Annotated in this window: 19 protein-coding genes; 6 read left to right on the top strand and 13 right to left on the bottom strand. The window is 30.8% G+C overall.

The annotated features are described in order from the left end of the window. Positions 1-80: 80 nt before the first annotated feature. The 3 genes from B2694_RS15400 (at position 81) to B2694_RS15390 (ending at position 989) form a co-directional block, all read left to right on the top strand. The gene (locus B2694_RS15400) at positions 81-317 is read left to right on the top strand and encodes a DUF1292 domain-containing protein (protein WP_346886493.1); all 237 of its coding nucleotides are present in this window, start codon (positions 81-83) and stop codon (positions 315-317) included. A 57-nt stretch (positions 318-374) separates the two neighbouring features. Beyond that, the gene (locus tag B2694_RS15395) at positions 375-572 is read left to right on the top strand and encodes a hypothetical protein (protein WP_346886492.1); all 198 of its coding nucleotides are present in this window, start codon (positions 375-377) and stop codon (positions 570-572) included. A gap of 159 nt (positions 573-731) precedes the next feature. Continuing rightward, on the top strand, positions 732-989 hold the full coding sequence (locus B2694_RS15390) for a DUF1292 domain-containing protein (RefSeq protein WP_346886491.1): 258 nt from the start codon (positions 732-734) through the stop codon (positions 987-989). A 64-nt stretch (positions 990-1,053) separates the two neighbouring features. Here the strand turns inward: B2694_RS15390 and B2694_RS15385 are convergent, their stop codons facing one another. The 10 genes from B2694_RS15385 to rsxC all read right to left on the bottom strand — a co-directional run bounded on the left by B2694_RS15385 (position 1,054) and on the right by rsxC (position 11,404). Next, complete coding sequence (locus tag B2694_RS15385; RefSeq protein WP_346886490.1) at positions 1,054-2,544, bottom strand: Na+/H+ antiporter NhaC family protein; 1,491 nt, start codon at positions 2,542-2,544, stop codon at positions 1,054-1,056. 323 nt (positions 2,545-2,867) lie between these two features. Further along, positions 2,868-4,358, bottom strand: coding sequence for a Na+/H+ antiporter NhaC family protein (locus B2694_RS15380; protein WP_346886489.1), 1,491 nt, complete (start codon positions 4,356-4,358; stop codon positions 2,868-2,870). Between the two features lie 850 nt (positions 4,359-5,208). After that, the gene (gene deoC / locus B2694_RS15375; protein WP_346886488.1) at positions 5,209-5,877 is read right to left on the bottom strand and encodes a deoxyribose-phosphate aldolase; all 669 of its coding nucleotides are present in this window, start codon (positions 5,875-5,877) and stop codon (positions 5,209-5,211) included. A gap of 115 nt (positions 5,878-5,992) precedes the next feature. After that, on the bottom strand, positions 5,993-6,409 hold the full coding sequence (locus tag B2694_RS15370) for a SoxR reducing system RseC family protein (RefSeq protein ID WP_035133667.1): 417 nt from the start codon (positions 6,407-6,409) through the stop codon (positions 5,993-5,995). 68 nt (positions 6,410-6,477) lie between these two features. Next, positions 6,478-7,365: an RnfABCDGE type electron transport complex subunit B gene (gene rnfB / locus B2694_RS15365; protein ID WP_346886487.1), complete on the bottom strand. Its 888-nt coding sequence runs from the start codon at positions 7,363-7,365 to the stop codon at positions 6,478-6,480. Positions 7,366-7,379: 14 nt separating this feature from the next. Next, positions 7,380-7,958 carry an electron transport complex protein RnfA gene (locus tag B2694_RS15360; RefSeq protein WP_035133663.1) on the bottom strand — a complete coding sequence of 193 codons (579 nt, stop codon included), beginning with the start codon at positions 7,956-7,958 and terminating at the stop codon, positions 7,380-7,382. Positions 7,959-7,973: 15 nt separating this feature from the next. After that, on the bottom strand, positions 7,974-8,591 hold the full coding sequence (locus tag B2694_RS15355; RefSeq protein WP_346886486.1) for an electron transport complex subunit E: 618 nt from the start codon (positions 8,589-8,591) through the stop codon (positions 7,974-7,976). 1 nt (position 8,592) lies between these two features. Beyond that, complete coding sequence (locus tag B2694_RS15350) at positions 8,593-9,138, bottom strand: RnfABCDGE type electron transport complex subunit G (protein ID WP_346846544.1); 546 nt, start codon at positions 9,136-9,138, stop codon at positions 8,593-8,595. After that, the gene (locus tag B2694_RS15345; RefSeq protein ID WP_346886485.1) at positions 9,138-10,073 is read right to left on the bottom strand and encodes an RnfABCDGE type electron transport complex subunit D; all 936 of its coding nucleotides are present in this window, start codon (positions 10,071-10,073) and stop codon (positions 9,138-9,140) included. Before B2694_RS15345 ends, B2694_RS15350 begins: the two co-directional genes overlap by 1 nt. A gap of 11 nt (positions 10,074-10,084) precedes the next feature. Beyond that, positions 10,085-11,404, bottom strand: coding sequence for an electron transport complex subunit RsxC (gene rsxC, locus B2694_RS15340; protein WP_346886484.1), 1,320 nt, complete (start codon positions 11,402-11,404; stop codon positions 10,085-10,087). A 399-nt stretch (positions 11,405-11,803) separates the two neighbouring features. Between rsxC and B2694_RS15335 the strand changes: the two genes are divergently transcribed. Both B2694_RS15335 and B2694_RS15330 read left to right on the top strand, forming a co-directional pair. Then, positions 11,804-12,892 carry a PfkB family carbohydrate kinase gene (locus B2694_RS15335; protein WP_346886499.1) on the top strand — a complete coding sequence of 363 codons (1,089 nt, stop codon included), beginning with the start codon at positions 11,804-11,806 and terminating at the stop codon, positions 12,890-12,892. Continuing rightward, positions 12,892-13,806, top strand: a complete 915-nt coding sequence (locus B2694_RS15330) for a pseudouridine-5'-phosphate glycosidase (RefSeq protein WP_346886483.1) — start codon at positions 12,892-12,894, stop codon at positions 13,804-13,806. The genes B2694_RS15335 and B2694_RS15330 overlap by 1 nt, the downstream gene beginning before the upstream one ends. Before the next feature lie 237 nt (positions 13,807-14,043). Here the strand turns inward: B2694_RS15330 and B2694_RS15325 are convergent, their stop codons facing one another. Together B2694_RS15325 and B2694_RS15320 are read right to left on the bottom strand one after the other, a co-directional pair. Continuing rightward, positions 14,044-15,795, bottom strand: a complete 1,752-nt coding sequence (locus B2694_RS15325) for an ATP-dependent metallopeptidase FtsH/Yme1/Tma family protein (RefSeq protein WP_346886498.1) — start codon at positions 15,793-15,795, stop codon at positions 14,044-14,046. Positions 15,796-16,116: 321 nt separating this feature from the next. Then, the gene (locus B2694_RS15320) at positions 16,117-16,953 is read right to left on the bottom strand and encodes an amidohydrolase family protein (RefSeq protein WP_346886482.1); all 837 of its coding nucleotides are present in this window, start codon (positions 16,951-16,953) and stop codon (positions 16,117-16,119) included. A gap of 25 nt (positions 16,954-16,978) precedes the next feature. Between B2694_RS15320 and B2694_RS15315 the strand changes: the two genes are divergently transcribed. Beyond that, positions 16,979-17,407, top strand: coding sequence for a helix-turn-helix domain-containing protein (locus B2694_RS15315; protein ID WP_346886481.1), 429 nt, complete (start codon positions 16,979-16,981; stop codon positions 17,405-17,407). A gap of 614 nt (positions 17,408-18,021) precedes the next feature. On the opposite strand, the gene B2694_RS15310 is transcribed toward B2694_RS15315, so the two are convergent. Then, on the bottom strand, positions 18,022-18,801 hold the full coding sequence (locus B2694_RS15310; RefSeq protein ID WP_346886480.1) for a hypothetical protein: 780 nt from the start codon (positions 18,799-18,801) through the stop codon (positions 18,022-18,024). Positions 18,802-18,922: the final 121 nt, after the last annotated feature.

Raw genomic sequence — 18,922 nt, 5'->3', positions numbered from 1 at the left:
GTGGAGTTAAGAGCTAAAAATGTATAACTTAAAATTTATATATTTTTACTAAAGATTTAAAAATAGTTGGAGGTTATAAGATGAGCAATAATAAGTGTATAAAAGTTTCAGGGGAAGATGGAAGAATAGTAGAATTAGAATTTATTGATGTGATTAATGTAGGTAAAAATGAATATGTAATTGCAGGTCCCAAGGATTCAAATGAAGCTTGTGCATATAAGGTTGTAAGTAGAGAAAATGGTATGGTTGAATATGCTTCTGTAGGAGCAGGTAAAGAGTTCAATCAAGTTTTAACTGCCTATAATGCAAAAAAATGATTAACCATCCTTTGTTTTAAATAATTTGTATTATATAAGAAAGGAAGATGAAATAACATGAGCAAATCGAATAAGAAAAATAAAAAGAATAATCAAATTAAACCATCACAAAAGAGTACTATAGATCAAGTACAAATTTTAAATAGAGATGTGCAGGATGCTCACCATATTGAAAGTGCTACTTTAATAAATGGATTATTTGGTGTAGAAATAAAAGATAATCTCATAGATCCAGATACTAGATTTTATATTTAAAATTTATGTAAAAATAATATATACATGTCTACTAATAAATAGTATAAATTAGATAGTAATATGATTAAGTTTTATATTTTTAATATGGCATTGTTTTATAGGTTTATATGCTATATAATGAAATAAGATTTATTTGAAAGAATTTAGGAGGACATGAAAATGGAAGAAATGAATATAATAACACTTACTGACTCAGAAACAATGGAAAAGGTAGAACTAGAAATAGTTGAAGATTTAACTATAGATGGAGATCACTATGTTATTTTAGCGCCACTTGACGAAGAAGATGAAGCTTATGTATATAAGGTAATTGGAGAAGGTGCAACAGCTTCATATGAAATGGTTGAAGATGAAGCTGAATTTGATAAAGTTGTTGCAGAATATGATAAAATATTTGAAGAAGAGATGAGAAAATAATATAAACATGTATAATTAAATGAAAAAAGATAACCTTAATTTAAAAGGTTATCTTTTTATTTATTTATATTGCTGTATTTTTATCAGCATTTAAGTTTTTATTTCCTTTTTTAAGTCTAACAGTTGGTTCACTTGGTAAACCAAACTTAGGAATAAATCTATCCCATCCAGTTAGAGTAAGTAATAGGATTGAAATTACAGCTACGAATGCCATAAAGTTAAATTTAATTATATCCAAAGCTGCAAATTGGTGTAATGGATATACTGCTGAAGCAATTCCTACATAGAATCCTATATATACATGCCAAGGAATTAATTGAGATCCAAATACTCCAAGAGCATCACCAAAGGTTGCATTTCTAAGATATAGTTTATACATATCTTCTTGGCTTCCCTCAACGTTTTTATCAACTAATTCTTTAATGATAGGTCCAATAGTTACTATTTGAGCCATTTCATCAGCAAGGGCAGCGTTACCACCTATACATAAAACACCATTCCAGAACATTAATTGTCTTACATTTCCAGATATTTTTAGAACAAGAGCTGATATTGGAGCAAAAGCATCCATTTTAGCCATGACGCCACCAAAGGCACCAACCCACATCATCATTACTATAACCCAAGAACCAGCCTCACCAAATCCACTTTCAACTAAACCTAGGAAAGAAGATAAGCTTTCTACAGTTCCTGCAAAAGAACCGAAAATAAATGAAGAAGCGATTCCTAAGAATAAACATAGTAGAGTAGGTACTCCCATGATAGCTGCAGCTATAACAAGTATAAGAGGAATTACCATATAGAAAGGAACTCCATGTTTAACTTGATTTAAAAGTTCAACAGCTGCTGGTTTTTTAGCCTCGATAGCAGACCATGCTTCTGCTGGAATAGCATCGATAGCTAATTTTGCATTAGCTACATCTGTAGGCAGTTTCATAGCTAAGCTAACAATAAAGATAATAATTGCAGTTATAATAAGACATGTTACTGACCAAACTCCTTGAGTTCTGATTCTATCAATAACCTCAACTTTTTGAATACCAGAACTTACAACTGTTGTATCAGAAATAAGACCAATATTGTCACCGAAACAAGCACCACCAGCTATTGAAGCTGCAGTAAGAAGAATATTTCCTCCAACTATATGGTTAAGCCATAAAAAGATAGGTGCACATGCAGCAAATGTTCCCCAAGAAGTTCCAGTTGCAACTGAAAGAATAGCAGTTACTAAGAAGCCACATACAGCAACGGTTCTTGCATTTAATCCAAGAGATAGAGCCATATTAACTATAGAAGCACCAACTCCTGTTGACATGAAAGAATTTGCCATTGCATAGGCAAACATCAGTATAAAAAATACTAAAATAAGTTCCTTTACATTATCGACTGCTGCATCGATAAGATCACTGAATTTAACTTTTTCTGTGATGTAGGCTACAACACATGCAAATATAGTTGCTATTGGAGCAGCTGTAAGTACATTTACCTCCATCATCATAAGTCCTGCCAATACAAATATTGGTACAAACTTAAAGGTTGCTTTTAAAAATTTCATTTTTATATCCCCCTATAAAAAATTTACAAGAAAAACTAGTTATTTATTTAACTAGTCTTACTATAAAATTAGTTTAAAACGTTTTCTCAAAAATATCAAGTATTTTTCAGAAAAAACACATAAATTAAATAATTTAATGTAGAAGTTTAGGAGTAATTGTTAATATATGTATTATAAAAGGATAATTGTTATTATGTGTAAAGGGTTTTATGGGTATTATTAGTAAATGCATATGAAATTTATGGAATTGGTTTTAATTTGTATAATTATCATATAAAAAAATCTCACAATAATTATTAACTATTGTGAGATTTTTTTATTTATTATGCACAAATTTCTTTATCAGAATTGGCCTCAGAAGTTTGATTCTTAAGTTTAACTTTAGGTTCCCTTGGTAAACCAAAATTAGGAATGAATCTATCCCATCCAGTAATAGTAAGAAGAAGTAATGAAATTACGGTTACAAAAGCCATGACATTATATTTAATAATATCTGTAGCTATAAATGTATGTAATGGATATACTGAAGAAAGTATTCCTACATAGAATCCTATGTATACATGCCAAGGAATTAATTGAGATCCAAAAACACCTAATGAACTTGAGAAGGTAGCATTTCTAAGACGAAGCTTGTAAAGATCTTCTTCGCTTCCTTCAACATTTTTATCAACTAATTCTTTAATAATAGGTCCAATAGTTACTATTTGAGCCATTTCATCAGAAAGAGCAGCATTACCACCTATACTTAAAACACCATTCCAGAACATTAACTGTTTTACATTTTTAGATATTTTTAAAACAAGAGCTGATAGTGGAGCAAAGGCATCCATTTTAGCCATGATACCACCAAAGGCACCAACCCACATCATCATTACTATAACCCAAGAACCAGCCTCGCTAAATCCACTTTGAACTAATCCTAAGAAAACTGGTAGGCTTTCTACTGTTCCTGCAAAGGAACCAAGGATATAAGAAGAAATAATTCCTAGGAACAAACAAAGTAGAGTAGGTACACCTGTAACAGCGACACCTATAACAAGTAATAGCGGAATTACCATATAGACAGGTACTCCATTTTTAACTTGATTTAAAAGTTCAACAGCTGCAGGCTTTTGAGCTTCAATAGCAGACCATGCCTCTGCTGGAATAGACTCAATTGCTAGTGCAGTATTAGCAGCTTCTGTAGGCAGTTTCAGTGCTACACTCATACCATAAATAATAATTGCAGACACAACAAGACAAAGGACAGACCAAACAACTTGAGATTTTACTCTTTCAAGTATCTCAACCTTTTGAATACCAGAACTTACAACTGTAGTATCGGAAATAAGACCAATATTGTCTCCAAAGCAAGCACCACCAGCTATTGAAGCTGTAGTAAGAAGAATATTTCCTCCTAATATGTGGTTAAGCCATAAGAAGATAGGAGCACATGCAGCAAAGGTTCCCCAAGAGGTACCAGTAGCAACGGAAAGTATACCAGTTACTAAGAAGCCACATACAGCAACACTTCTTGCATTTACTCCAAGAGATAATGCTATGTTAACTATAGAAGCACCAACTCCAGTTGACATAAATGCATTTGCCATTGCGTAGGCAAACATTAGTATAAAGAATACTAAAATAAGCCCCTTTACATTATCGATGGAAGCATCGATAAGTTCATTCAGTTTAATTTTTTCTGTGATGTAGGCTACAAGGCAAGCAACTATTGTTGCTATAGGTGCTGCCGTAAGTACATTAACCTTAAGCATCATTAGACCTGCCAATACAAAGATTGGTACAAACTTTAAAAATCCTTTTAAAAATTTCATTTATGATCCCCCTATAAATTAATTAAAATGAAAATATAGTTATTTTTTTAACCATTATTTTCACATTACTAGTTTAAAACCTTTTCAAAAAAATATCAAGTGTTTTCCCAGAAAAAATACATAAATTTTAGAACTTTTTATAAAAAAATTAAAAATATTGAGTTAATTAATGAAAACGATAAATTAAAAAGTAGAAATAGGTAGAAACAATATTGAAAATAAAAATATTTGCATATATTTCATGTAAATGTTTACTAAAATTAATTTCGAAAAATTTAGTATATAAATAATATTATAAATAAAATTTACATTTTAGTATTTATAACTTGAAGTATTAAAGAATGTTTCAAGTTATATGTTAAAAAAATAACATATATTATAAAAAAGATGCTATTAATATTTTGTAATATATATAGCATCTTTTAAGAATTATTTACTTATTTTATACAAATACATCCTTATCAATGTTATATGTTTATTTCTTTTTTAATCTAACAGCAGGTTCTGTTAGTAGATCAAATTTAGGAATAAATTTGTCCCATCCAGTAAGGGTAAGTAGTAGGATTAATCCTACAGTTACAAAAGCCATAAAGTTATATTTAATTATATCTGTAGCTACAAATTTGTATAATGGATATACTGAAAAATTAATTCCTACATAGAAACCAATGTAAACACATAGAATACTGTGACTAATTTCAATATATACGACAAAGCTTTAACAAAATTAGTGTTCTTAACAAGAACTTAACAAAAAAGTCGAAAAATAAATAGGAACACTTCTGGGATTTACAGAGGTGTTCCTATTTATAAAATTTATTTTAATTAATTTGTAAAATGAAAATAAATTCTAATAGTCAGAATCTGAATTACATAAATTGTTTACAATTGCTATAGATGCACTGGCACCAAGTCTATTTGCACCAGCATTTATAACCTTAATTGCATCTTCAGTAGTACGAACACCACCAGAAGCTTTTACTCCCATATTAGGTCCAACAACCTTTCTCATTAGAGTAATATCTTCAGGAGTTGCTCCACCTGTACTAAATCCGGTTGAAGTTTTTACAAAGTCTGCACCTGCTTCTTGTGATAATTCACAAGCCTTGATTTTTTCTTCTTCAGTTAATAGGCAGGTTTCTAAAATAACTTTAACTATAGCCTTTCCTTTAGCGGTATCAACAATTTCTTTTATATCATTTCTCACAAAATCGTAATCCTTATCTTTTAAAGCTCCTACGTTGATAACCATGTCTATTTCATTTGCTCCAAGTTCGATAGCTCTAGCTGTTTCGAAAGCCTTAGATTTAGTATCCATAGCGCCTAGAGGGAAACCTACCACTGTGCACACAAGTACTCCAGAGTCTTTTAGTACCTTTGCTACCAACTCAGTATAACAAGAGTTTACACATACTGACTTGAATTTATATTCCTTTGCTTCTTTGCAAATTTTTATAACCTGATCCTTGGTTGTTTCGGCTTTTAAAATAGTATGATCAATCATTGATGCTATATTCATTTTTATACCTCCTAATGGTTATAATTGATTTTATATGATCTATATGTGAATATTATTGACTTTATATAGTAAAATATATCTTTATTAATATAAATTTCATCACATTTTAAAAAGTTTAATTTAACTTTTTAATCATCTTAAAAGAATACTTATCTTGTTTTTTATTTAGTTTAGAACTAAGTACATAAGAAATTACCATGGCTACTAAAGCTAGTAGCACTGAATATACTTCAGAGTTAGCTAAATTAAGCTTATTAAATATGTATAGACATATTATAAGAGTAATTACTGTAATAATTGTAGGGAAGGCATAGGCCCAAAATGTCATGTTACTAAAAACCTTATTATCCATTGATACTAAAACTCTTTCACCAACAGTAGCGTGCTCTGTATTTTTTAATTCTACCAATATAGTATCTTTAGGACATCCAGATTTACAAGAGGAACATCCACCACCACAACCACCTTTTTTTACAAAAGCAACAGTAGCTATATCTCCATTAATTTTCTTTATAATACCTTCTTCTTGCACGAAATCACCTCCAAATAAATATAGAAGGCTAAAAAGCCTTCTATATTATAACATAAAATTAAATTTATTTATACTGTAGCATTGTTATTTTCAGAAGAAGTAGCTTCATTAGCTGCCTTAGCAGGAGATGGTACTGCTTCTTTTTTTAATGCAGGTTTTCTAAGGTTTAATATGGAGTTCTTTGGACATTTATTTGCACATATTCCACAACTAACACATTTTGTGTAATCAAATACTGGAATATTATTTACTATCTCGATAGCATCTTTAGGGCAGTTTTTCATACAGATACCACAGCCGATACATCCTACATCACAAACATCCATAACTTCTTTACCTCTATTTTTGTTATTACAATCTATTCTAACCTTAGATTTTTTAGGCACAAGATGAATCAATGTTTTTGGACAAGCAGATATACAAGCACCACAAGCCACACATTTTTCTTCATCTATAGAAGCTACACCATTAACTATGGATAGTGCACCGAATTCACAAGCCTTCACACAAGAACCTAGACCTAAGCATCCAAATTCACAAGCTTTAGAACCACCACCAGGGGCTACGGAAGCTTGGTTACAATCTAGAATTCCTATATAGTTATATTTTTCTCTTGCAACATCAGAAGTTCCTTTGCATCTTACAAAAGCTACCATTGGTTCAGCTGTTGATGCTTCAACCCCAAGAATTGAAGATATCTTTTCAACTGCCTCAGCACCTCCAGGGCTACATTTGTTAGTTGCAGCTGTACCCATAACTACAGCTTCTGCATAAGCATCGCATCCAGCAAATCCACATCCACCACAGTTTGCACCAGGTAAACATTCTCTTACTAGAGGGATTCTTTCATCAACTTCTACTTTAAATTTACTGTTTGCATATCCTAATAGCGCCCCAAATACTAATCCAAGACCACCTAGGCTGACTACTGGATATACTAAATTTGATAAATCCATTTAAATTCCCTCCTTTAAACTAAACCACTGAATCCATAGAATGCAATAGCCATTAATCCAGCTGTTATTAGAGAAATTGGTAACCCTCTAAAAGCAGCTGGCATATCAGTATTATCTTCCATTCTCTCTCTTAAACCTGCAAGTATTACTATAGCTAGTACATATCCAAGAGCTGCCCCAATAGTATTAGATAGTGATTGAGCTAATCCATATTGTTTATCTATGTTTGTAACAGCAACACCAAGTACTGCACAGTTAGTTGTGATAAGAGGTAAGAAGATACCTAGAGATCTATAAAGACCAGGTTGGATTTTCTTAATAACAATCTCAACAAATTGTACTAATGCTGCAATAACAAGGATAAAAGCTAATGTTGATAGATATTCCATTTTAAATGGAACTAAAATTAACTTATTTACCACGAAGGTAATAAGAGTAGCTAGTAACATTACAAAGGTAACAGCTGCACCCATACCTTTAGCAGTTTCTGTCTTTTGAGAAACTCCAAGGAAGGAACATATACCTAGAAACTGCCCTAATATTACGTTGTTAACTAAAAGGGCTCCTATAAATATAGTAAATAATTCTTTCATTAAATTTCACCTTCCTTATTTTGTAGTTTCAGATTTGTTAGCTTTTGAGATCTTATATTGATTCAAGCATGCTAAAAGTATACCAAGAGTTATGAAAGCTCCAGGAGCAGACGTCATAACCATAGCTGGAACATAAGATTTTGGTAGGAATTGTAACCCGTAGAATGTTCCATTACCAAGTACTTCTCTAAAGGTTGCTAATACAACTATAGCAAGTCCAAATCCAAGTCCCATACCAATAGCATCAAAAATTGAAGGTAATACTTTATTTTTTGATGCATATGCTTCAGCTCTACCTAAGATAACACAGTTAACTACTATAAGAGGTAAGAATATTCCAAGAGACTTATATAAGTCAGGAATATAAGCTTGTAATAAGAACTGTATTAAAGTAACGAAGGTAGCGATAACTACTATATAAGCAGGTATTCTGATTTTATCAGGAACAAGTTTTCTAATTAAAGATATAACAGCGTTTGATCCAATTAATACTAAGGTAGAAGCTAGAGCCATACCAGCAGCATTCTTTACACTACTTGTAACAGCAAGAGTAGGACACATAGCTAGTACTTGTATGAAAACTGGATTTTCGGTAATAATACCTGTCTTTAATCTATTAACTAATTCTTTCATTCTACTTTGCTCCTTTCAAGTTTGTATTGTAGTAATTTATAGCAGTGTTTACACCAGTAGTTACTGCTTTAGAAGTAATTGTTGCACCAGTAATTGCTTGAATATCTGAACCGACAGTAAGTTCCTTTTCAGAAGAAAGCCCTTTATATTGTGCTGCGAAAGAAGGATCATCCTTTGCTTTAGAACCAAGTCCAGGAGTTTCAGTATGACTTAAAATTGTAATACCAGAAACAGCTCCTTCAGCATCGATACCAACCATTAATTCAATTTTTCCACCATAGCCTGATGAGTTAACTTGAAATACATAACCAGCATCAGTTCCACTAGTCTTAGCTTGAAATATACCTGTTACGTTTTCATCGGCAATACCATCTGTTAATTCTGAAAATTCTTCTGCTTCTAAGACAACTTTCATAGCAGCAGCTTGGTCCTCCTTAGCTTTAGCTTCAATTGGTGCTCTAGTAATATCATAAGCAAAGGCAAGGATTAGACCAGCAATTGCAGTAATTGCAAGCAGAATTCCTCCTAATTTTAAATTTTCTTTCATTATTTTGCACCTCCGAACACACGTGGATTCGTCCATTTATCAATCATTGGAACTAATAAGTTCATTATTAAGATTGAGTAAGAAACACCTTCTGCATAACCACCGTATAAACGAATTAATGATGTTAATAAACCACAACCAACACCAAATATGATTTGACCTTTTCTAGTCATAGGAGATGTAGTATAATCAGTAGCCATGAATATAGCACCAAGCATTAATCCACCTATAAATATTTCATATATTCCATTTCCCTGCATAAATCCATCTCTACCTAATACTGTAGTGATTACAAAAACTGTACCAATATACGTAGCAGGAATGTGCCATGTTATAACTTTTCTATATAATAGATAAGCTCCACCGATAAGTAGGGCAAAAGCAGAAACTTCTCCGATACATCCAGCTAAGTTAGTACCAAGGAATGCATCTAGAGTATCAGGAAGTAATCCACCACCATTACGAAGTATAGCAAGTGGAGTAGCTTTAGTTACACCATCTATAGTCCATTCAGTCATTTGACTTGGATATGCAGCAAGTAAGAATGCTCTTCCAGCAAGGGCTGGGTTCATAATATTTTGACCAAGACCGCCAAAAAAACATTTAACAACAATGATAGCAAATGCACTACCAACAGCAACCATCCAAAGAGGAAGTGTAGGAGGCAAGTTAAAAGCAAGTAGTAATCCAGTAATAACTGCACTTAAATCTTTTAATGAATTTGGTCTTTTAGTTATTTTATTAAATAAGTATTCGCTTAGCATTGCAGAAACAATAGCTGTTATCATAACTAAGGCTGCTTCTTTCCCAAAGAAATAAATACCTGCTAAAGTAGCTGGTACTAAAGCGATTAGTACATCTCTCATTACAGTTGATACTGTTTCCTTAGATTTGATATGTGGCGATACTGATACGTTATATAAATTTCCAGACATTATGTTCACCTCTACTTTTTCTTTTTATTAGCTATAACTGTTTTTTTACCCTCTTTGCAAGTTTGAGTTAAATTTCTCTTAGCAGGGCAAGAATAGCTACAAGCACCACATTCAATGCAGTTAAGTCCACCAAACTTTTCAAAGTTCTCATAATCGCCTCTTACAACTTGAGCATTAAGTTTATTTGGAAGCAAGAACATTGGACATGCATTAACACATTTCCCACATCTGATACAGTTTGATTCAACAGTAGGCACAGCTTCTGATTTTGTTAAGCAAAGTATGCCAGAAGTACCTTTTATTGCAGGAATGTCTAAAGTAAATAGTGCAGTTCCCATCATTGGACCACCGCTAAGAACTTTAACAGGCTCTTCGTTAAATCCATCACAATAATCAACAAGTTCTCTCAAGCTTGTACCAAATTTAACTCTTAGGTTTTTTGGAGTTTTTATTGCACCTCCAGTAACAGTAACTATTCTTTCAGTAAGAGGTTTACCAAAAATAACTGCTTCTCTTATAGCAAAAATAGTAGCTACGTTTTGAACTATGCAACCAGCATCTGCAGGTAGTTTTCCAGTTGGAACTTCTCTTTTAGTAACAGAATAGATTAACTGTTTTTCTGCACCTTGTGGATACTTAGTTTTAAGTTCTGCTATTTCAACATTTTTAATAGGTTCTACAACTGCTTTCATTATTGTTATAGCATCACTTTTGTTGTTCTCAATACCTAAGAAGATTTTTACTTCAGGAAACATTTGAGAAAGGATTTCTAAACCTTCAGCTACCTCATTAGAATATTGTAGCATTAACTGATGGTCACAAGTTAAGTAAGGTTCGCATTCAGCTGCATTGATAACAATAGTATCAATATTGCATTCTTTTGGTGGATTTAGCTTAACATGAGTTGGAAAGCATGCACCTCCAAGACCTACAATACCAGCTTCTTGAATTATCTCCAATAGCTCATTTTTAGATAAATTCTTATAATTTTCGTGTGGTGTATAGGCTATTTCTTCATAGATATTATCGTTTTCAATAATAACGCTCATAACCTTTGAACCACTTGACGTAAGCATAGGTGTTACATTTTTAACTATTCCAGATACACTAGAATAGATATTAGATGAAACAAACGATGTGCTTGCACCAATTTTTTGTCCAACTACAACTTTATCTCCCTTTTTTACAATAGGTTCACATGGAGCCCCTATATGTTGGCTCATAGGGAACACTAAATCACCCTTTGGAAGATAGGTTTCAATTTCTTTTTTTTCTGAAAAATGTTTTCCGTGAGGCGGATGAATGCCTCGTTTAAAAGTTAATAGTCCCATAATATTCCTCCATTCCTATAGTATAAATTATAAAGACATTGTATTAATGACTCCTATAGTACAAACTTTATTATAACTCGAAAATCTTTATGGTGCAATATATTGAATTGTTTATATGATTTAAGAATAATTAAAACTATAGGGGATAAATTAAAAATTAAATAGAAAATAATGCATACATTGTCTAATATTAAGGTATTACTTACATAAATTTAGATAATATAATTCCATACTCGTAATAAATTACAAATTTTAAGGAATATTATAGTGAGGAAAAATAAATATAAATTTATTGCATTAAAATTTTTGGATAAAATATTATTGCATTAATTTTTATAGTATGCTAAAATTGAGTAAGCAAATGTTTATAAAATAAGCAAATATTAAGAGGAGAAAATGATGACAAATAGAGAAGAAGAAATATTAAATCTTATAAAGGATAACCCCTTAATATCTCAAAATGAAATAGCAGATATTCTTAAGATTACTAGGTCATCTGTAGGAGTACATATAGGAAACCTTATAAAAAAAGGATACATCTCAGGTAGAGGATATGTAATGAGTAAAGAAAATTTTGCGTCTATAATAGGAGGAACTAATATAGATATAGTAGGATTTTCTAATGATGAGTTAAGACTTAATGATTCTAACCCTGGAAATATAAAATTTTCTTTAGGTGGGGTTGGTAGGAATATAGGTGAAAATTTGTGTAGATTAGAAGTTTCTACAAAACTAATTTCTGTTATTGGTAATGATATTTATGGTCGTAAGATTATAGATGAAGGCAGAGAAATTGGTTTAGATTTAGAACATAGCCTTAAATTAGATGGAGAATCTACATCTGTATATATGTCTGTTCTTGATTATTCTGGAGATATGAAGGTAGCAATTTCATCCATGGATATCTATGATAAGATGACAATAGAATTTATTAAAACTAAAAAATCAGTAATTGAAAGTTCTAGAATATGTATTATAGACACTAATATTCCTAAGGAAGTAATAGAGTATGTAGTTAATAACTTTAAAAATACAAAATTTTTCTTAGATACAGTATCATCATCTAAGGCAGTTAAGGTGAAGGACATCATTCATAAGTTTCATACAATAAAACCTAACAAAATTGAAGCTGAGATTTTATCTGGAATGAAAATTAGTACTATGCATGAGGTAGAAAAAGTTAGTGATTACTTTTTAAACTTAGGTGTAAAAAATGTATTTATAAGTCTAGGTGAAGAAGGAGTATATTATAATGATGGTATAAGTAAAGGATTATTTACTCCACCCAAAGTTAAAGTTGTTAATGCTAATGGTGCAGGGGATGCTTTTGTTGCTGGATTAGTATACTCAAGTATGAATAATTTTGATTTAATACATACTTTGAAGGTTGCTTCAGCTTGTTCTTCACTGGCAATTACTCATAAAGATACTATTAATCCAAATATGTCTTTGGAAAATATAAATAAAAAATTGGAGGAGATTAAATAATGTTAGAAAAATATTTAGATATAAACCCAGAGGTAAAAGCAGCATTAATTGAAGGAAAGCCAGTAGTTGCTTTAGAATCAACTATAATATCTCATGGAATGCCTTATCCTAAAAATGTAGAAACTGCATTAAAAGTGGAAAGCATAATTAGAGAAAATGGAGCAATCCCAGCAACTATAGCTATTCTTGAAGGGAAATTAAAAGTTGGATTAACAACTGAAGAAGTTGAATTTTTAGGAAAAACTCCTGGAGTAATAAAAACTAGCAGAAGGGATATACCTTTTATAGTTGCTAATAAACTAAATGGAGCTACTACAGTTGCATCTACAATGATTATTGCAGCACTTGCTGGAATTAAGGTATTTGCTACAGGTGGAATTGGAGGAGTTCATAGAGGTGCTGCACAGACTATGGATATATCATCTGACCTTGAAGAATTAGCTATGACTGACGTAGCTGTAGTATGTGCTGGATGTAAATCTATTCTTGATATAGGGTTAACTCGTGAATACCTAGAAACTAAGGGAGTACCTGTAGTAGGATTCCAAACAGAAGAATTACCGGCATTCTATACAAGAAAATCTGGATTTAAAGTAGACTATAAAGTGGATAGTGAAGAAATCCTTGCAAAAGCATTAAAGGCTAAATGGGATTTAGGTTTAGAGGGTGGTATGGTTGTTGCAAACCCAATACCAGAAGAATTTGAAATGGATTATGATACAATTAATAATGCAATAGAAACAGCTGTTAAGGAAGCGGAAGAGAAAGGAATAGTAGGAAAAGAGAGTACACCATTCTTGCTTTCTAAGGTTAAAGAGATTACAGGTGGATCAAGTTTAGAATCTAACATTCAATTAGTATTTAATAATGCTAAGGTTGGAGCAAAACTAGCAGTAGAACTATCTAAACTATAATAGCATTTTAAACGATATATAACTAGATAAGTTTTAATTTCAGGTAAAACTTATCTAGTATATAACATGTAATATTACCTATATAAAATATAAAAAGGTATGAAACCTAAAAATTTAAAATGGTTTCATGCCTTTTTATATATAAAAGTACAAGTATTCTAATGATACACCAATAATTAGCATTAAAATAAAAACCTAAGGAAATACCCCTAGGTTTCAAAGAATATTGTACATAGATTAGCTTGTTTTACCATATATTACATTAAGAATGTCATCAGTATATAGAGTTTCTTTTAAAAGTAATTCTTCAGATAGCTTAACTAATAAATCTAAATTATTATTTAAGGTGTTTTTAACTTCTTCATACAATTCATCCAGTACAGATTTACACTCTTCTAGTACTACTGTAGTATAATAATCAGTAGGTATTCCTTGCATTTCTGAAAGTCTTAAAAGACCTAGAGATTTTCCCATACCATATTCACATACCATATTATTAACTATATTGGTAGTTTTCTTTAAATCATTGAAGGCTCCAGTAGTTATTTTTTCTTCGCCAAAGATAATTTCTTCCGCAGCTCTTCCACCCAATAAAACCATGATTTTTCTTTTTAAATAATCTAGATTATGGTAGGTGTTATCTTCACCTATAGTCAAAGTGTAACCACCTGCACCCTTAGAGGTAGGGATTATAGTTATTTTAGAGATTTTTTCTTCTGGAACCTTTAAGTGGGAAATCAATGCATGTCCAACTTCATGGTATGCAGTAATTTTCATATCTTCTTCTTTAAGAGCATCTTTATCTAATTTTTCATGACCAGCAACTACTATTGAAAAGGCTTTATCCATATGTTCACCAGTGATATATGGAGCATTTTCTTTGCATGCAATTATAGCAGCTTCATTTACTAAATTTTCTAATTTAGCACCAGAAAAATAGGCTGTATTATGTGCGATATCTCTTATGTTCATATCACTTACTGGTTTATTTTTAAAGTGAAGATTTAATATTTTTTCTCTTGCATTAATATCTGGAAGAGATACCTCTATATGCCTATCGAATCTACCAGGTCTTAAAAGAGCTTCATCTAATATATCAAGTCTATTAGTAGCTGCTATAACTACAATGCCTTCACTTTCTTTAAATCCCGACATCTCAGTTAGAAGAGCATTTAAGGTTTGATCCTTTTCATCAGAATTACCAGATTTATTAGAACTACGCTTTTTACCTATAGCATCGATTTCATCAATAAAAATAACAGCTTTACCATGAGTCGTAGCTTTCTTGAATAAATTTCTAATTCTACTTGCACCTACTCCAACATACATCTGAACAAAGTCTGAACCTGATACAGCATAGAAATGAACATTAGCTTCACCAGCTATAGCTTTTGCTAATAGAGTTTTCCCAGTTCCGGGATCTCCATAAAGAATTACACCTTTAGGCATTCTTGCGCCGTAAGAAGCATATTTTTCTGGATTTTTAAGAAAATCTACTATATCCTTTAAACTTTCTTTAGCCTCATCATTACCGGCTACAGAGTTAAAGCTAAATTTATCCTTAGAAACACTTTGTCCATCAATTGTAGTAATAGAAGTCATTGTTCCACCAGAACTATTCCTTTTTATAGTCATAAATATAGTAGTTACAGCAGAAAGACTGAGGAATATAACTGCTATACGTTGATTTGTTGGTAAAGTGGAAGAACTTTGAACTGTAATACCTTCTTTTAAAAGAGTTTCTTTAAGAGTATTACTATTAGGATTATCTGTAGAATATTTATTTCCCAATTTATCTATAACAGTAATTTTAGGTGTTTGAGACAGGGATACTTTAGATATATTATTACTTTCTAAATCCAGTAAAAAATCTGAATATGTTTTATAGGGGATTGTAGCTGCACCTATATTTAATAAAATTAAAGCTACAATTGATAATACTAAAATACTTAAAGGAATAATGATTAAATTCTTTTTAATGTTATCTATCAATAATCTTACCTCCTTAAAATTTGTATATATTTTCTTATAAAATAGAATTTGATATATACAATATAAAATGATTAAAGAATAATGTTTTATCTATAAAAAGATTGTTTCATGCTGTAATTAGTATTATACAAAATTTAAAACTAAAGTCCACAAATTAACCTAAGATTTGTAAATGTAAGTTATGGTAGAATTGTAAAGAGAAGAGGTAGAATATGTAATAATAAAATATACCTAGCTACATATCAATGTAACTAGGTATATTCTAAATAAGGAATGCCCCCTAATAATATTCTGTTATATTTTACTTATTTACATAAATTAAAGTTGATTTTTAACTACTTTACCATCAATCATTACAAGTTTAACAGTATTTCTAAGATCAAAAGGATGTCCATTATATATTATAATGTCTGCATCTTTTCCTATTTCAATACTACCAACTCTATGATCTGCATTTATTGCACGAGCTGGATTTATGGTAATAGATCTTAAAGCCTCTTCTTCATCCATTCCTTCTCTAGCAGCAAGGGCAGCACATAGAGATATATATTGAAGTGGAATTACGGGGTGATCTGTCATAATGGAAACTTTTATTCCAGCTTTGTTTAAAATCATAGGAGTTTTAAATGTTAAATTTTTCAGTTCCACTTTACTTCTATCAGATAAGCTTGGACCTATAATTATAGATTTTATATGTTCATCTTTAAGGCTTTCGGTTATTAAATGTCCTTCAGTACAATGTTCCAAAGAAAGCTCTAAATCAAATTCTTTAGCTATTCTAATAGCAGTAAGAATATCATCAGCTCTATGAGCATGAGATTTCAATGGAATTTCCTTTCTAATGACCTTTGCTAAGGCTTCTAACTTCATGTCAAAGTCTGGAGCTTTATCACTACCATTTTTGAAGGCTTCTTGTTTTTCTACATAATTTTTAGCTTTTATTAAATTTTCACGAAGGATAGCTGCAGTAGCCATTCTAGTACTTGGAGTAACTTTTTTACCACTATAAACTCGCTTAGGGTTTTCTCCAAAGGCAGATTTCATAGCAGTACACTCATTAATAACCATATCATCTATAGTTTTTCCATAAGTTTTCATAGTTGCAAAGGTTCCACCTATTACATTAGCACTTTTAAACATAGTGCTTATATACATGGTGATTGAAGGGGAGAGATGAAAAATGAGTAAACAAACTAAAAATGATATGGGATTTACAACTATTTATACTAAAGTTATAGCAGACCAACAATTAAGTACCACAGACAAAGCTGTATTCATGGCTTTAAGCACTTTCTGTTATAACGGTAAAGATACTTGTTTCCCAAGCTATAAGACCTTAGGAACTATGTTGAAACTATCTACACGTACTATTGCTAGAAGTATTAAAAAACTTAAAGAAGTCGGTTATGTAAAAGTAGAAAGAAACTTAGGTTATGTTAATTTATATACCCTTTTTAAGCCAATTATCGAAAGTGGGGTGACTAAAGTAAAAGAAACTATTACTAGAGTTAAAAGCAATTACAATAAAAAGAAAAATAAATTCCATAGCTATCAACAACGAGATTATAATATGGAAGAATTAGAGAAGAAACTTCTCGGATGGACATAAAAAGAGAGCCTTATTCTACCGCAAATAGATAAGACTCATGAACTAAATAGAATAAATTAATTGTTAAATCTATTATAGCATTTTTAAAAATAAATATGCTATAGGTTTATTTGTCATGTTTAAAATTTAAAAAGTTACTTCCATTATATAGGGTTATATTTTGTTATTACAATATCATGAAATAAATGGTATTGTAATAAGAGAGTGTAACCTATTTTTTCTTTTTTAAATAGGATGTGTGAACTATATGTCATATCCCCAAGACATTAATATTCTAGGCAGATATGACAAGCTTGTAACCCTAATAATTAATATATTAATAATTAAAAACTAAGAAGTTATAGCCATAGTTAAAAGATAAGTAAAGTAATAAAAGAAATTAAATAAGATGGTATGATAAATTTATACTATAAAAAATAACGCATAGGATTAATTAATCCTATGCGTTATTTTTTATAGTATGTTTTTCTTTTTCATAGTTTTAAAGGCACTTATAATTGAATATTTAATTATGAAAAACATAGCTATGAATAAAATAATATACCATATAGTAAAATCAAATATTTGTGAAATTGTGATTAATATATCACTCATAGTAACTATCACCTATCTTTCTAGTTATTTTTAGTTAATGTCATAGTATACGTACTTTTATATACTTCAAGCTTACAAGTATACCCACTGGTTTTACCAAAATCACCAATACCTGTTTTTTGAGTAGCACTAGCAGTAGCTAATGCTGGTCTTGAACCACTTTGTGTAGAATGTATTATTTTTGGCTCACCATAGTCCCAAGAACCAAGTCCCCAACCACTAGTATCATAAACGTTATCTATTCTTGAATTAGACCGATTATATAAACCAAATGTACAATAAAAGCCAACTTTACTTACAGTACCATATTTTGCTTGTATATATTCATCTACATATAATGTCGCATAATTACTACGTTCTATATAGTCAGTTTGATAGCCTTTGTTTATTTTAGAATCCTGTAATGATACCCTAGTATTTATTGTGGGTATTGATTCTACTTTTATATATGAGCCATCTTCGAATGTATAAGTCTTTTCTCTAGCAACTCTTTTATTACTCTTTTCAAACATAAAATAGTCTTTTGGAATTTTAGAAATCTTATCAGGATTTTCAGCATCCAACATTTCACCATTTTTTATTTTATTAATAAGTTTTTCTATGGTTGCTAATTCTACTCCATCTTTTGCAAACTCTTCACGTAAAACTGTTTCTTCTTCGGAAGTAATGTAGGATTGTGCTTCAGCATAACTATTAGTAACTACTGGAGTTTCAGCATAGGCAGTTAATGATGAATAAGATGTTATTGATACACCTAGACATAATAGTAATGCACTAATTTTTAAAAATCTTTTTTTCATGAAAAATCCCCCCAATATCTTAATAATTTAAAAGCGAATAAAAATATATTTACTTTTATGTATATATTATACACATGAAGAAACTTTTTTTCAAGCAAATTGTTTCGTTTCATAATAATAC

The organism is Clostridium sp. UBA4395 (genome assembly GCF_002390995.1).
Taxonomy (GTDB): Bacteria; Bacillota; Clostridia; order Clostridiales; family Clostridiaceae; genus Clostridium_J; species Clostridium_J sulfidigenes.
This window is presented reverse-complemented; position numbering and strand designations above follow the sequence as displayed.